At 74.4% G+C, this 14,232-nt stretch carries 11 protein-coding genes; 7 read left to right on the top strand and 4 right to left on the bottom strand.

The features are described 5' to 3' along the window. Nucleotides 1-496: 496 nt before the first annotated feature. Nucleotides 497-760, bottom strand: a complete 264-nt coding sequence (locus D450_RS33055; protein ID WP_086003665.1) for a DUF3817 domain-containing protein — start codon at nucleotides 758-760, stop codon at nucleotides 497-499. Between the two features lie 650 nt (nucleotides 761-1,410). Between D450_RS33055 and D450_RS0117925 the strand changes: the two genes are divergently transcribed. After that, nucleotides 1,411-3,234: a UvrD-helicase domain-containing protein gene (locus D450_RS0117925; protein WP_017540036.1), complete on the top strand. Its 1,824-nt coding sequence runs from the start codon at nucleotides 1,411-1,413 to the stop codon at nucleotides 3,232-3,234. Nucleotides 3,235-3,839: 605 nt separating this feature from the next. On the opposite strand, the gene D450_RS0117920 is transcribed toward D450_RS0117925, so the two are convergent. Continuing rightward, the gene (locus D450_RS0117920) at nucleotides 3,840-5,213 is read right to left on the bottom strand and encodes a DUF6114 domain-containing protein (RefSeq protein WP_017540035.1); all 1,374 of its coding nucleotides are present in this window, start codon (nucleotides 5,211-5,213) and stop codon (nucleotides 3,840-3,842) included. 3 nt (nucleotides 5,214-5,216) lie between these two features. Further along, a complete protein-coding gene (locus tag D450_RS0117915; RefSeq protein ID WP_017540034.1) occupies nucleotides 5,217-5,882 on the bottom strand; it encodes a DUF6230 family protein in 666 nt (221 codons plus the stop codon). A 224-nt stretch (nucleotides 5,883-6,106) separates the two neighbouring features. Between D450_RS0117915 and D450_RS0117910 the strand changes: the two genes are divergently transcribed. Beyond that, nucleotides 6,107-7,930, top strand: a complete 1,824-nt coding sequence (locus tag D450_RS0117910) for a GMC oxidoreductase (protein WP_017540033.1) — start codon at nucleotides 6,107-6,109, stop codon at nucleotides 7,928-7,930. Nucleotides 7,931-8,045: 115 nt separating this feature from the next. Next, nucleotides 8,046-9,047, top strand: a complete 1,002-nt coding sequence (locus tag D450_RS0117905; RefSeq protein ID WP_017540032.1) for an alpha/beta fold hydrolase — start codon at nucleotides 8,046-8,048, stop codon at nucleotides 9,045-9,047. A gap of 430 nt (nucleotides 9,048-9,477) precedes the next feature. On the opposite strand, the gene D450_RS0117900 is transcribed toward D450_RS0117905, so the two are convergent. After that, complete coding sequence (locus D450_RS0117900; protein WP_017540031.1) at nucleotides 9,478-10,239, bottom strand: MerR family transcriptional regulator; 762 nt, start codon at nucleotides 10,237-10,239, stop codon at nucleotides 9,478-9,480. Between the two features lie 103 nt (nucleotides 10,240-10,342). Between D450_RS0117900 and D450_RS0117895 the strand changes: the two genes are divergently transcribed. The 4 genes from D450_RS0117895 (at nucleotide 10,343) to D450_RS0117880 (ending at nucleotide 14,219) form a co-directional block, all read left to right on the top strand. After that, complete coding sequence (locus tag D450_RS0117895) at nucleotides 10,343-11,182, top strand: SDR family NAD(P)-dependent oxidoreductase (RefSeq protein WP_017540030.1); 840 nt, start codon at nucleotides 10,343-10,345, stop codon at nucleotides 11,180-11,182. Between the two features lie 51 nt (nucleotides 11,183-11,233). Continuing rightward, nucleotides 11,234-12,175, top strand: coding sequence for an AurF N-oxygenase family protein (locus tag D450_RS0117890; RefSeq protein ID WP_017540029.1), 942 nt, complete (start codon nucleotides 11,234-11,236; stop codon nucleotides 12,173-12,175). A 110-nt stretch (nucleotides 12,176-12,285) separates the two neighbouring features. Then, nucleotides 12,286-13,899, top strand: a complete 1,614-nt coding sequence (locus D450_RS0117885) for a flavin-containing monooxygenase (RefSeq protein WP_017540028.1) — start codon at nucleotides 12,286-12,288, stop codon at nucleotides 13,897-13,899. Next, nucleotides 13,896-14,219 carry a DUF4873 domain-containing protein gene (locus tag D450_RS0117880; protein WP_017540027.1) on the top strand — a complete coding sequence of 108 codons (324 nt, stop codon included), beginning with the start codon at nucleotides 13,896-13,898 and terminating at the stop codon, nucleotides 14,217-14,219. Before D450_RS0117885 ends, D450_RS0117880 begins: the two co-directional genes overlap by 4 nt. Nucleotides 14,220-14,232 lie beyond the last annotated feature (13 nt).

Raw genomic sequence — 14,232 nt, 5'->3', positions numbered from 1 at the left:
CCCGGGCGCCCGTGGGGCGGTCGGGGCCCCTGTCGGGGAAGGACGGGCCCCGGCAGGGGCACCGAGTGCCCCTCCAGCGCTCGTGGACCCGCCCCCGGAGCCGCCGCACGGTTCCGGGGGCGCACATCGCCCATGGAGGCGGAGCGGGGTCCGCGGCACTGCTCACGAGCAGCGTGCGAGGCGAGCCCGGCGAGAGCCCGCCGCCCCGATCGCCCAGCGGGCGCTCCGGCCGCGCCGACCGGCTCGACCGCTCCGGGCGCCCCACTCCCCTGCGGGACGCGGGGCCGCCCCACGCGAATCTCACCGGGGCGACCGGCAGTCGGACACGGCGCAGGCGGCGACGGAGCCGACGGCCGCTCAATCGGCACTCAGGCCACCCCGGCCGGCCCGCACCTCTACAGCGCAGGGGCCAGGCAGGCGGGGCCCGCCAGGACCTCCGGCCCCGGGGCACGACGCGAACGACGGCCGCGAACGCCGACCGCCGCGCTCCGGGCCCTCAGTCGGAACCCGGGCCGCTCCGGGTGGCCCGCTTCTCTGCGGGGTCGAGGAGGCCGCGGGCGGAGGCGATGCGCTCGAAGACCACGGTGCCCAGCGGGGGGATGCTCGCCGCGAGGCCGAAGAGGCCGGTCCACAGCCCCCAGCGCAGGCGGTACCAGGCCGCCGCGGCCACGACGACGTAGACGATGAAGGCGACGCCGTGGATCGGGCCGAACACGCGCACCCCGATGTCGTCCCCGACGACGACGTACTTGAAGAACATCCCGATGAGCAGGCCGACCCAGGTGAGGGCCTCGATGNGGGCGGCGGGCCGCCGGTTCGGCTCGGTGCGGGGGCGGTCGGGGCGGTCGGCACGGCGGGGCTCCAGATCGGGTCGGTGGACGGCGGGATCGTGGGGGGCGGGTGCGGCTCGTGCGCACCGTCCCCCAGTGTCGCCGAGCCCCGCGAGTGCTCCGATCCGGCCCCGCACCGAGGGCGCAGGGCGGAGACCGGGCATCGGCGCCGCCCTCGTCCCGACCGGTCCTCCGGAACCGCGGACCCGGCCCGCACCCGTGGGACCGAAACCCGGCGAGCGCGCCACCGCTCCTATGAGGTCCTGGCTGGGCTTCCCTTCCCTACTTCCCCAGTTTCGGTCTGTCGACAAATCGGTTTTCAGTCCCACGGGACCGCCACAGAACCGCAGGTCAGCGACGACGGCGAAGAAATTTCCCGCGACACTCGAAAACACCCTCGAAAACCCCAGTCCGACCTGCACGAACACCCACCCGGACAGGTGTCCCCAACGGGGTTCGGCGCGTCGTTTGCCCAAATTCCGGCGGGAGCATGTTCATAAGCGAAGGGCGCCGCGCGGGACCCGGCCGGCCCGCCCTGGCACCCACCGCTCCCTCTCAGGCGACCGGAGGCAAGAAGGACGTGCCCAAGCTCGCGATCACCCCGACGTTCCTCTCCGACTTCTCCCGGCTCGATCCCGGCGTCCGCAGCGCCGCGCTGACCGTCGTGCAGGCGTTCATGGGCGGCGACGAGAGCCGTCTGGAGGCCGTCGCCGACGCCGCCGACCCCCGGACGCGCCTGCTGCGCATCGGGCCCGAGTGGGCCGGCGTGCTGGCCCCCGGCTCCGGAGGCGGCCTGTGCCTGGTGGGACTGCGCCGGCAGGACGACGCGCTGGCGATGGCCCGCGACCGCACCGCCCCCGAGGACGGCGCCGAGCTCGCACCGGCGCCGCTGTCCGCCCCGGCCGGTGCGCCCCGCGTCACCGGCCCCGACGAGCTCGCCGCCGACCTGGGCAAGTCGTTCGACGAGTGGCAGGTCACCCTGCACCCCAACCAGCACCGCATCGTCGACGCCCGCTACGCCGGGTCGGCGCAGATCAGCGGCGGTCCGGGCACCGGCAAGACGGTGCTGGCCCTGCACCGCGCCGCCCACCTGGCCTCCCGTGAGACCTCCGAGGCCACCGAGCACCGCCGCACGGTGCTGCTGACCACCTACAACCGGCTGCTGGCCCAGACCCTGTCCGGGCAGCTCGACCGCCTGCTGCCCGACCCGCGGGTGCGCGCCCGGGTGGAGGTCGTCACCATCGACAGCCTGGCCCGCAGTATCGTCCACGAGCACACCGGGCTCATCCCCGACGCGCTCGGCCGCGACGAGCTGGCCGAGCGCTGGCGGGAGGCGGCCGCCGCCGACGGGCTGCCCTACTCGGGCCGCTTCCTGGCCGACGAGTGGGAGCAGGTGGTGCTGGCGCAGAACCTGACCCGCCTGTCGGACTACGTGCGCTGCGAGCGCAGCGGCCGCATGCTGCACCTGGCCCCCGAGCACCGGCCGCAGGTGTGGGACGCCCTGCGGCGCTACACCGCGGCGATGCGGGTGGCCGGCGAGTGGTCCTACCCGCAGACCGCCCTGACCGCCGCCGAGCACCTGGGCCGGGTGGGGCCGCGCTACCGGCACGTCGTGGTGGACGAGGCCCAGGACCTGCACCCGGCCCAGTGGCGGCTGTTGCGCGCCGCCGTCCCCGAGGGCCCCGACGACCTGTTCATCGTCGGCGACCCGCACCAGCGCATCTCCGACAACCGCGTCTCCCTGGCCTCCCTGGGGATCAACGTGCGGGGGCGCGGCCACCGTCTGCGCATGAGCTACCGCGTCACCCAGGAGATCCTCGACTGGGCGGTGCCGATCCTGGGCCGCCGCGCCGAGGTCGGGCTGGACGACGACGCCGACACCCTGACCGGGTACCGCTCGCTGCTGCACGGCCCCGAGCCGGTGCTGCGGGGCTGCCGCGACCGGGCCGACGAGCGGGCCGCGCTCGCCGAGTGGGTGCGGGTGTGGCTGGAGGCCGGCGTCGCTCCGGCATCGGTGGCGGTGGCCGGGCGCAACCAGTGGGTGGTCCGGCACATGACCAAGGAGCTGCAGGCCCGCGGCATCCCCACCGCTCCGCTGGACGCAGTGGACGCCACCCCCGCGGTGCGGGTGGGCACCATGCACAAGCTCAAGGGGCAGGAGTTCCGCTGCGTGGCGGTGGTGGGGGTGAGCGAGCCGCTACTGCCGCCCAAGGCCGCCCTGGACGCGGCCGAGGGCGACCCGGTCGCCCTGGAGCAGGTGCACCAGCAGGAGCGGAACCTGCTCTTCCTGGCCTGTACCCGCGCGCGGGACGCACTGTACGTGTCCTACGTGGGCGCACCGAGCCGCCTGGTGCCGCACGGCGTCGTCCGCTCCGCCGACGAGGAAGAGGCCGCGGCGGTCTGACAGGGGTCTCCGGGGCCGCCTGCCCGTCCGGAAGGGCCCCGGAAGACGGAACGGCCCGGCCGGGACACCGGCCGGGCCGCCCCGCGTGGGAACGGGGGCGCCACGGACAGGCACGGCCGGTCAGGCAGAACCTCCTCCAGAGCCCCTGCCCCTGCTGAAGGGACCGGAAGAGGACCCGGCTCGGCCGGCCCCGGGCGGGGCCGACCCGCGTACAGGCGCGCGCCGCCTCCGACCGGCGTCACCCTGAGCGAGCGGAACCGCCTCATTCCCCAGAACCTTCGAGAAGGCCCGCCCGCATGGGGCGGGGACGGAAGGCAGCGGACGGGTGGGATCGGCCATCGCCCGGAGCCTCCAAGGAGGCTCGCCTTGTGGGAGGAATTCACAAGTGCAGCCGACCCGGCCGGGGTTCCGGCCGGGTCGGCCCATGCATGGGCGGGGGGTTGGCGTCGGTGGGTGCCGCGCGGCCCGGGGCCGAGGGGGCGGGATCGTCCCCTGCTCGAGGTCTTCGAAGTGGGGGCGGATCCGGGACCGGGGGCGGGGAGCGGCGGCGGCCGACCGGAGGGGAGGCGATGATCCGGGAAGCGCGCCGCGGGAGCGGCCGGCCCTCAGATCTCCTCGCGGTCGGCCATCAGGTCGAGGCCGTCGACCGACAGGTGCGCGGCGTCGGCGACCGGGCGGGAGACGTCGACGTCGGTCACCACCATGTACGGCAGCAGCAGCGGCGGCGGGAAGTCCGGGGTGAAGGTCAGCTTGATGCCGAGGATCCGCACGGTCATGCGCTGGACGTGCAGCACCACCGACGAGCCGTCCCCGCCGGCCAGGTTCATCTCCGGCAGCGACAGCGACGCCCGGTTCGAGCCGTGCATCCACCACAGCTCCCCGCCGTCGACGTCGCCCTCGCGCATCACGATGCGCAGGTAGCGCTCGGGGCCGTCGGTGGCCGGGTACTCCACGACCCCGCCGAACCAGGCGCCGCGCATGGTCAGGGTGTCGGCGGTCAGGCCGGACTCGGTGTTGGAGGCGGTGAAGCGCCCATCGCCCTCCTCGACGTGCACCTCGGGGGCGCTGTCCTGCTCCTCGGCGGCCTCGCAGGCCTCGACCGCGTCCAGGAACTCCTGCTCGTCGGCGGCCACGGCGTCCTGGCCGGAGCGCAGCTCGCAGTCGGCCGGGTCGGCCCCGGAACCACCGGTGCCCTCGTCCTCCTCGGCCGCGTCCTCGTCGGCGCCGTCCTCCTCGTCCCCGGGGTCCTCTCCCCCGGGGTCCTCGGAGCCGCCGCCGTCCGGCCCGTCGGGCCCATCGGAGCCCTCGGAGCCGTCCTGCCCACCGTCCTCCGGACCGGTGGACGGCGAGGGCGAGGGCGTCTCCCCCGGCTCGGCCGGGGCGCCCTCCTCCTCGTCATCGCCGAACCAGTCGTCCCAGGGCCAGCCCCAGCCGTCCGCCGGGGCCGCCGCGGGCAGCGCCAGCACCAGTGCGAGGGGAAGCGCCACGGCGGCGTGGGCGGCGGGGCCGCCGTCCTCATCGGACCCGCCGCCCCGGCCGCGGCCCGTGTCGCCGCCCCTGCGGCGGCCGGCCCGGCGGCGGGGCGTCCGCACGGGCGACCAGGAGAAGATCATCGCCCCGCCGACGATGCCCAGCAGCATGCCGATCACGAACCCGCCGAAGTTGGCGGTGACGAACGAGGCCACCGACAGCAGACTGGAGACCACGCCGTAGAAGAGCCGCTGCTGCGGCTGCACCCAGGCGAGCACGCCCAGTGCCATCAGCAGGAGCCCGATGAGGTAGACCGAGATCCCGGCGATGCCGGCGTAGATCACCAGGTTCAGCGGCATCACCAGGGTCTGCGCCGCCGGGGCGACCATCATCTCCACTCCGGCGACGATCACCAGCAGCCCGCCCCAGAAGGGGCGGGTGCGGCGCCAGTCGCGGAAGGCGTGGAGGGCGCGGACCGCTCCGCGCCCGTTACCGGTGGTCGGGGGCATGGCCTAGTAGCACTCGTGTTCGCCGGGCTTGAGGGACAGCTTCAGGCCGGAGAGCTTCAGGCTACCGGCGTTGACCGCCCAGGACGTGATCTTCGGGTCCTGCACCGAGATCGTGTCGGACTGCAGGCCGAAGCCGCCGGCGGGTCCGGCGCCGCCCTCGGCCTTGTCCAGCGTGCTGGCGTCCCGCCCGATCTCGATGTTGGAGAAGGTCGCGTTGCCCTGCAGCTGCTCGACGTCCATGACCAGGTTGCTGCCCTCCACCGGGGTCTCCGCGCCGGCGCCGATCACCAGGGTCGCGGTGCCGATCGGCAGGTCGATCAGGGAGGACATGCACAGGTCCTTGAGTTCGGCCGTGTCGACGGTGCTCAGCCCGACGGGCCGGGCGCTGTCGTCGACCGAGGTGGCGACGTCGCCGTACTGGGTGAAGCCCTCGCCCTCCAGGGAGGCGGCGGACATCTTGAAGCTGTCGCCGGAGACCGCGAAGGAGGCGGCGAGCAGCCCCTGGGTCGTCATCATCCCCAGGATCGCGGCGGCGCCGAGGCCGGGCACGAGCGCCAGGGCGAAGCGGCGCCAGCGGGTGCCGCCGGAGGGGGCGGGCGCCGCGTCGCCGGCGGCGCCGTCGGCGGGGGTGGGCTCCTGGAGGGTGTCGTCGGTCGGGTGATCGGCCATGGGGTGACTCCTGCGTGCCGGGTCCGCAGCTCGGCGGACGGGCGGGGGGTGGGGGATCTTGCGCCGGCCACCGCCTCGCGTGTTACATGGACCACGCCTTACTCGGGGGTAGTGACGAACATTACAATAGCGAATGTCACATTTCCAAGTGCTCGATTCGCCGCACGGACGCAACGAATCCGTCACGACAGCGGTGGGTCCCCCCGACGAAGGAAAGGTGCCCCGTGGCTTCCGAAAGCGCCGACAGCACCGCGACCGCCCCTGCGCCCGCCGCCTCCGAACGCCGCTACGACGTGCTCGTCATCGGATCGGGCTTCGGCGGCGCGGTCAGCGCCCTGCGCCTCACCGAGAAGGGCTACCGCGTGGGGGTCCTGGAGGCCGGCCGCCGCTACACCTCCGAGACCCTGCCCACCGGCTCCTGGGACCTGAAGAACTTCCTCTGGGCGCCCTGGCTGGGAATGTACGGAATCCAGCGCATCCACGTGCTGCGCGACGTGATGATCCTGGCCGGCGCCGGTGTCGGCGGCGGATCGCTCAACTACGCCAACACCCTCTACGAGCCGCTCGACGACTTCTACGACGACCCGCAGTGGCGCGGCATCACCGACTGGCGCAGCGAGCTGGCCCCCTACTACGACCAGGCCAAGCGGATGCTGGGCGTGCGCACCAACCCCACCATGACCCCCTCGGACGTGCACCTGAAGGAGGTCGCCGAGGACATGGGGGTGGGCGGGAGCTTCCACCTGGCGCCCGTGGGCGTCTTCTTCGGCGACGGCCGCGACGCCGACGGCGCGGCCTGCGGCGCCCCCGGCGAGCGGGTGAAGGACCCCTACTTCGGCGGGGCGGGCCCCGAGCGCCGCGCCTGCACCGAGTGCGGCGAGTGCATGACCGGCTGCCGCCACGGCGCCAAGAACATGCTCACCGAGAACTACCTGTACTTCGCCGAGAAGGGCGGCGCCGCCATCCACCCGATGACCACCGTGGAGCGGGTGCGCGAGCTGCCCGGCGGCGGCTACGCCGTGGACACCCTCACCACCGGGGCCGGACGCAGACGCGCCAACGCCCGCACCTTCACCGCCGACCAGGTCGTGGTCGCCGCCGGCACCTGGGGCACGCAGAACCTGCTGCACCGCATGCGCGACTCCGGCCTGCTCCCCCGCCTCTCCTCCCGCCTGGGCACGCTGACCCGCACCAACTCCGAGTCCCTCGGCGGCGCCATGACCGCCGACATGGACCACCCCGAGGACTTCTCCCAGGGCGTGGCCATCACCTCCTCCATGCACCCCGACCCCCGCACCCACGTGGAGCCGGTCCGCTACGGCAAGGGCTCCAACGCCATGGGGATGCTCGCGACCATCCAGGTCCCCGGAGGGGGCCGGGTGCCCCGCTGGCTGCGGTTCCTGGGCCTGGCCGCGCGCCACCCCTACGTCTTCGCCCGCAGCCTGTCGGTGCGCCGCTTCAGCGAGCGCGCCATCATCGGCCTGGTCATGCAGTCCCTGGACAACTCCCTGACCACCTACACCCGGCGCGGCGCCTCCGGACGCACGGTGCTCAGCTCCCGCCAGGGCCACGGCGACCCCAACCCGACCTGGATCCCGCAGGGGCAGGAGGTGCTCTCCCGGCTCGCCGAGAAGATCGACGGCTTCCCCGGCGGCACCGTCGGCGAGGTGTTCAACATCCCGCTCACCGCGCACTTCCTCGGCGGCTGCCCGATCGGCGACTCCCCCGACAGCGGCGTGGTCGACCCCTACCACCGCCTCTACGGCCACCCCGGCGTGCACGTGGTCGACGGCTCGGCGGTCTCGGCCAACCTCGGCGTGAACCCCTCCCTGACCATCACGGCCCAGGCCGAGCGGGCCATGTCCTTCTGGCCGAACAAGGGCGAGGAGGACCCCCGCCCCGCCCCCGGCCAGGGCTACCGCACCGTGGCCCCGGTGCACCCGCACTCCCCCGCCGTGCCGCCGGGCGCCTTCGCCGAGCTGCGCTTCTCCCGCCCGCTTCCGATCACCCCGGTCCCTTCGGGGAAGGCCGCCGCATCCGGGGAATGATCCCCCACGGCCCGCTCCTGCTCACCGGTAGGAGGACGCGAGGAGCGGCACGTCCCCGTCCCCGGCCCTGCCCGCGCCCCGACCGCGGAAGCGGCCCGCACCCCCGAGGACCCGCATGACCCCACTGCGCCACGCGGCCGACCTGACCCGGACCCTGACCACCCCCGACGGGGCCGAGCTGCGGATGCGCATCCGCGGCCCGGCCCGGGCCGCGTGCACCGTGGTGCTCACCCACGGCCTGGGCCTGACCTGCGACACCTGGGCCCCGCACGCGACCCGGCTGGCCTCGGGGAGCGGCGGGCGGCTGCGCGTGGTCCGCTGGGACCTGCGCGGCCACGGCGGCTCCGGCCGCGGCACGGCGCGGTGGGGCCTGCGGCTGCTCGCCGACGACCTGGCCCGGGTGGTCGGCGCCTGCGCCGCGGACGGCCCGGTGGTGCTCGGCGGGCACTCGCTGGGCGCGATGGCCGCGGTCCGGCTGGCCGCCGACCGGCCCGAGCTGTTCGACGGGGCGACCAGGACGGCAGGGACGGCAGGGCCTGAGGGGGCGGACGGAAGGGACGGGACGGTCGCCGGCGTGCTGCTGGCCGCCGGTTCCGCGGCGGGACCGGGCACGGCGGCGCCCCGGTCCCGGCCCCGCGACCGCCTGGGCGGCGCCGCCCAGGCGGCGGGGGTGCGCCTGGCTCGGTCGGCCCCCCGGGCGGCCGACGGGCTGCGCCGCCTGCTCCCGCCCGGGCTGCCCGCCTTCCGGGCCGCCGTGCGCCGGGCGGGGTTCGGACGCAGGGGCGGCACACCGGAGCTGGCGCCGCAGGTGGCGCTGTGCGCGCAGCAGCTGCAATCGACCCCGGCGGACGTGCTGGCCGCGGGCCGGGAGGCGATCGCCGCGCACGACGTGCGGGGCCGGCTGGCGGCCCTGGAGCGGGTGCCGGTGGTGCTGCTGTCCGGGGAGCGCGACCGGCTGGTCGGGGAGCGCCACCGGCGGGCGCTCGCCCGTGAGCTGCCCGGAGCCGAGGAGGACGTCGTTCCCGGGGCCGGCCACATGGTCCCGGCCGAGGAGCCCGAGCGGGTCTGCGCCCACCTGGCGCGCCTGGCCGGAGTCGGGCTGGGGCCCGAGGGGTGAGCGCCCCGCCCCGCGTTCCGGGGCGCGGCGGGCGGAGGAGCGCCCATACGGCGCAGACGACGCAGACGACGCAGGCGGAGAGGAAGTTCCGGCGACTGTCCGGAAACGGCCCCGCACGTGCGGACGGGTCAGGACAATGGAGTCCCAGGCCGCCGACATGCCGGAGAAACAGGAGGCGACCGCCTTGAGGGGCGATCAGCGCGCTCTGGGCCGCGCGGGCGGGGCTCCCCGGGCGGACCGCCGCTCCGGCGGCGGTCGGGCCGCGCCACCGCCCCCGGCGCCCCCGGGCGCGCCCCCGCAGGTCCTGCGCGCACCCCCGGGACCGGGTCCCGTACCGGCCCGTCCCTGCGGGGCGCGCACGGGAGGGGAGGACGGGCGGCCGACGGGGCGCACGGCCCTGCGGTCGGCCGTGCCGCGCCCCGCCGGCGGCTCAGGCGGGCTTGGGCTCCTTGCCGCTGGAGATGTGCTCCAGCACGTCGGAGAAGTGCTCTCCGATCACCTCTTGGATGTGGCGGGCCATGGACCGGGCCAGCATGGCGTCCACGGCGGTCTCCGCCAGGGGCCGCAGGCGGCGCACCAGGTCGGCCGCCTGGGCGATGTCCTCGCCCTGCAGGAGGCCCTCGGGCGCGTGCTCGGTCAGGATGTGGTCGGCGATCTCGCGGACCAGCTCCTCGGAGGCCTCGTCGATGTGCCCGCTCAGCCGCTCGGCCACGTCGAGCACGCGCGAGACCGGCATGCCGGCCGCGGCCAGCTCGGCCCCGGCGTGCAGCAGCCGCGGGCTGGGCGCCCGGAACCGCTCCCCGTCCGGCTCCAGGAGGCCCATGGCCAGGGCGCGCTCGATGTTCTCGTCGGTGACGTCCCCCCGGAAGAGCTCGACCAGTTCGTCGAAGGTCAGGTGCGCGGGGATCTCGTCGGACCAGGGGTCCCCGACCGCCGACTCGAAGCCGAGCACGTCGTTCAGGTCCCCGCCCCGCTCCCAGACCGAGACCAGCTCGCTGATGTTGGCGAAGGTGTACCCCCGCCGGAGCAGCTGCGCGATCAGGCGCAGGCGGGCCAGGTGGGCCTCGGTGTAGATGCCCACCCTGCCCTCTCTGCGGGGCGGGGAGAGCAGGCCCCTGTCCTGGTACACCCGCACGTTCCGCACGGTGGTGTCGGCGAGGCGCGCCAGCTCGTCGATCCGGTATTCGGCCATGCCTCCACCCTAGGGAAATTCGGCCGCCCGCACGACTACTCCCTCTTGCACTGTGACAATGCTCGTTGTAACGTTCCGGCAAGACATGTGGAGGAGATCACATATGCCCCGATCCCCCCTGGGCGCCCTGAACGGCCGGCGCGTGCTGGTCACCGGAGCCTCCGGCGCCTTCGGCTCGGCGTCCCTGCAGGTGCTGCGGCACCTGGGCGCTGAAGCGGTCGGCCTGGACCGCAAGCCCGACGACGCCGGCCGGGTGCTCGCCTGCGACGTGACCGACGAGGACGCGGTCCGCCGCGCCGTCGGCGCCGCGACCGAGCGGCTGGGCGGGCTCGACCGGCTGATCCACTTCGCCGGGGTGGGCCCGGCCGTGGACCTGGGCGCCATGCCCGACCAGTGCGTGCGCGAGGCCCTGGAGGTCAACCTGCTGGGCACCTGGCGGGTCACCGCCGCGGCGCTGCCCGCGCTGCTGGCCGACCGCGGACGGGTGGTCGTCACCGCCTCGCTGCTGGCCGGGCTCCCGCTGCCCTTCGCCGGGGCCTACACGGTCTCCAAGCGCGCCGTCACCGCCTACGCCGACGCGCTCCGCGCCGAGTACGGCACGCACATCGGGGTCACCACCGTGCACCCCGGCTACGTCGACACCCCCATCCACGACGACTCCCGCGCCGCGGGGGTGTCGCTGGACGGACTGGTGCCCGCCGAGCGCCTGCGCGACACGGTGCTCGCGGTGCTGCGCGCGGCGGCCGCGCCCCGCCCCGCCCGCGACGTCGCCTCGACCGCGCTGGGCAGCGCCGCCCTGCGCCTCACCCGGCACGCCCCCGGACTGGTCGACCGGGTGGCCGCCGTCGAGATCGCCGACCTGGTCCGCGAGGGCCGGCTGGCGGGCGGGGAGATCGCCCGCGGCCTGCACGAGCGGCACGGCGTCCCGATGCCCCCGGGCTAGAACACCCCCTGGCCGCCCGGCCTTCCGCCCGCACCCCGAAGGAGAACCGCCATGACCGTGCAGGCCGATCCGAAACCGACCGTCACCGACCGCGAGGACATCGCCAAGCGGCTGCTGCGCTCCTCGGCCAAGGCCTCCTACGACCCGCTCGTGGAGATCGACTGGGACGCGCCGGTGGACAAGGACCGCTACGCCATCGCCCCGCACCGGGTCTCGCTCTACGGCACCGAGCTGTGGGACCGCCTCTCCGAGGACCAGCGCAAGGAGCTGAGCCGGCACGAGGTCGCCAGCATCGCCTCCATCGGGCTGTGGTTCGAGACGATCCTCATGCAGATGCTGATCCGGCACGCCTACGACCGCGACCCCACCACCAACCACGTCCAGTACGCCTACACCGAGATCGCCGACGAGTGCCGCCACTCGGTCATGTTCGCCAAGATGACCCAGAAGCTGGCGGGCCGCCACTACCGGCCGGACTTCATCACCCACAACCTGGGCCGGGTGTTCAAGGCGATCTCCAACGGCCCGCTCACCTTCGCCGGTGCGCTGTTCGTCGAGGAGATCCTCGACCAGCTGCAGCGCGAGGGCATGGTGGACGAGACGCTGGACCCGCTGGTGCAGGCGGTCTCCCGGATCCACGTGGTGGAGGAGGCGCGGCACATGCGCTACGCCCGTGAGGAGCTGATCCGGGACTGGGACAGCCACGGCGCGGTCGCCAAGGCCTACAGCCGCTTCGTGCTGGGCCTGGTCGTCTACTTCTCCGCGACCCGGCTGATCAGCCCCGAGGTGTACCGGTCCGTGGGGCTCGACCCCAAGGAGGCGGCCCGCGCGGCCCGGCGCAACCCCCACCACATCGACACCAAGACCTGGGCGGCGCGCAAGGTGGTCGCCACCTTCGACAAGGCCGGCCTGCTCGCCGGGCCCGCCAAGTACGTCTGGCGCCGCGCCGGGCTGCTGGGACGCAAGGGCGCCCCCGCCGCCGTGGCGGCCTGACGCCCCCTGGAGCCGCCGGCCCGCGTGCCTTTCGCGCCTGAGCCCGCGGGCCGGCTTCCCCTCTCCCCTCCCTCCCCAGCACCCCGCAGCGCCGAAGGGATTTCTACGACGTGACCGAGAACGAGACCACGGCGTCCCATTTCCGGGTGGCCGTCATCGGCTCCGGGTTCTCCGGGATCGGTATGGCCGCCCGCCTCAAGCGCGCCGGCCTCAAGAGCCTGGTCCTGCTGGAACGCGCCCACGACGTCGGCGGGACGTGGCGGGACAACACCTTCCCCGGCGCCGCCTGCGACGTCCCCTCCCACCTGTACTCGCTGTCCTTCCGGCTCAACCCGGGCTGGTCGCGCACCTTCTCCGGGCAGGAGGAGATCCACGCCTACCTGCGGCAGGTCGCCGAGGAGGAGGACGTCTACCGCCACGTGCGCTTCGGGCACAGCGTCTCCGGCGCCTACTGGGAGCCCGAGGCCAACCGGTGGCGGATCGAGTGCGAGGGGCGGCCCACCGTCACCGCGCAGTTCGTGATCAGCGCCTGCGGGGCCCTGGCCGACCCCTCGGTCCCCGACATCCCCGGGCTGTCCGACTTCACGGGCACCGTGTTCCACTCGGCCCGCTGGGACCACTCCCAGGACCTGACGGGGCGCAACGTCGCCGTCATCGGCACCGGGGCCTCCGCGATCCAGTTCGTCCCGCAGATCCAGCCGAAGGTGGGGCGGCTGGACCTGTACCAGCGGACGCCCCCGTGGGTCATCCCCAAGCACGACCGGAACGTGACCCGACTGGAGAAGTGGCTCTTCCACAACGTGCCGGGGGCCCAGCAGGTGTTCCGCAAGAACATCTACTGGGGGCGGGAGTCCTACGTCCTCGGGTTCGTGAAGTACCCGGCGCTCATGAAGGGCGTGGCGGCGCTGGCCAAGAGCCACCTGCGGCGCCAGGTCACCGACCCCGAGCTGCGCGAGAAGCTCGTCCCGGACTTCGTCCCCGGGTGCAAGCGCCTGCTGCTGTCCAACGACTACTACCCCTCGCTGGACCAGCCCAACGTCGACGTCATCACCGACGGGGTCGAGAAGGTCCGCGAGAAGTCGATCGTGGCGGCCGACGGCACCGAGCGCGAGGTCGACACCATCATCTTCGGCACCGGGTTCCACGTGACCGACATGCCGGCCGCCAAGATGGTGCACGACGCCGAGGGGCTCAGTATCTGGGACCGCTGGGGGGAGGACCTCGAGGCCCTCAAGGGCACCACGGTCTCCGGCTACCCCAACCTCTTCGTGCTGGCCGGGCCCAACACCGGCCCGGGGCACACCTCGCACGTGTTCTTCCTGGAAGCGCAGATGCGGTACGTGATGTCGGCCCTGCGCTTCGCCGCGCGCAACGGCGTGGACCGGCTGGACGCCCTGCCCGAGGCGCAGAAGCGGTACGCGTCGCGGATGCAGCACAAGACCCGCAACTCGGTGTGGGTCACCGGCGGGTGCGACAGCTGGTACCTCAACTCCAAGGGCCGCAACGTCACCCTGTGGCCCGGGTTCAGCTTCGAGTACGCGCTGCAGACCCTGCGCTTCGACCCGCACAACTACCGGATCCGCAAGGAGGCCCCGCGCCGGGTGCGCGGCGGTCCGGCCGCGGGTGCGGCCGGCCCCGCTGCGGACCGGACCACTCAGGACGCGGGCGCACCGCAGGCGCCGGGAACCCCGCGCGCGGCCGAGCCCGAGGAGGTGGGCGCATGAGCGGCATGGGCGACGACGAAGAGGAGTACAGCGGTCCGGTGACCCTGCTCTTCGACGGCCGGCCGGTCGAGGCCGAGGCCTTCATCGCCGGCCACTTCGACCCGCTCACCGGCTCCTACGCCTGGGTGGGCCGGGTGTCCCCGCACGAGGACGTCGCCGCCGAGTACGCGGCCGGCAACACCTCGGTGCTGGTGCGCACCCCGGACGGGCACGAGGGGGCGGGAAGGCTCACCGAGCGGAACGTCTGGGGAGGCCACCGCCTCCAGGGCAAGGGCACCCCGCCGTTCGCGGTCCCGGTGGTCGATCCGGCGGACGACTAGGGTCCGCCCCACG

It is taken from the genome of Nocardiopsis halophila DSM 44494 (assembly GCF_000341245.1).
GTDB classification, from domain to species: Bacteria; Actinomycetota; Actinomycetes; order Streptosporangiales; family Streptosporangiaceae; genus Nocardiopsis_A; species Nocardiopsis_A halophila.
Note: the sequence above shows the minus strand (reverse complement) of the source record. Positions and strands in the feature narration are given on the sequence as shown.

Bases quoted from the DNA above. Each gene is read 5' to 3' on its own strand.
- D450_RS33055 (WP_086003665.1), bottom strand. From the start codon at position 760: ATGTTCTTCAAGTACGTCGTCGTCGGGGACGACATCGGGGTGCGCGTG.
- D450_RS0117920 (WP_017540035.1), bottom strand. From the start codon at position 5,213: ATGCCCCCGACCACCGGTAACGGGCGCGGAGCGGTCCGCGCCCTCCAC.
- D450_RS0117915 (WP_017540034.1), bottom strand. From the start codon at position 5,882: ATGGCCGATCACCCGACCGACGACACCCTCCAGGAGCCCACCCCCGCC.
- D450_RS0117905 (WP_017540032.1), top strand. From the start codon at position 8,046: ATGACCCCACTGCGCCACGCGGCCGACCTGACCCGGACCCTGACCACC.
- D450_RS0117900 (WP_017540031.1), bottom strand. From the start codon at position 10,239: ATGGCCGAATACCGGATCGACGAGCTGGCGCGCCTCGCCGACACCACC.
- D450_RS0117895 (WP_017540030.1), top strand. From the start codon at position 10,343: ATGCCCCGATCCCCCCTGGGCGCCCTGAACGGCCGGCGCGTGCTGGTC.
- D450_RS0117890 (WP_017540029.1), top strand. From the start codon at position 11,234: ATGACCGTGCAGGCCGATCCGAAACCGACCGTCACCGACCGCGAGGAC.
- D450_RS0117880 (WP_017540027.1), top strand. From the start codon at position 13,896: ATGAGCGGCATGGGCGACGACGAAGAGGAGTACAGCGGTCCGGTGACC.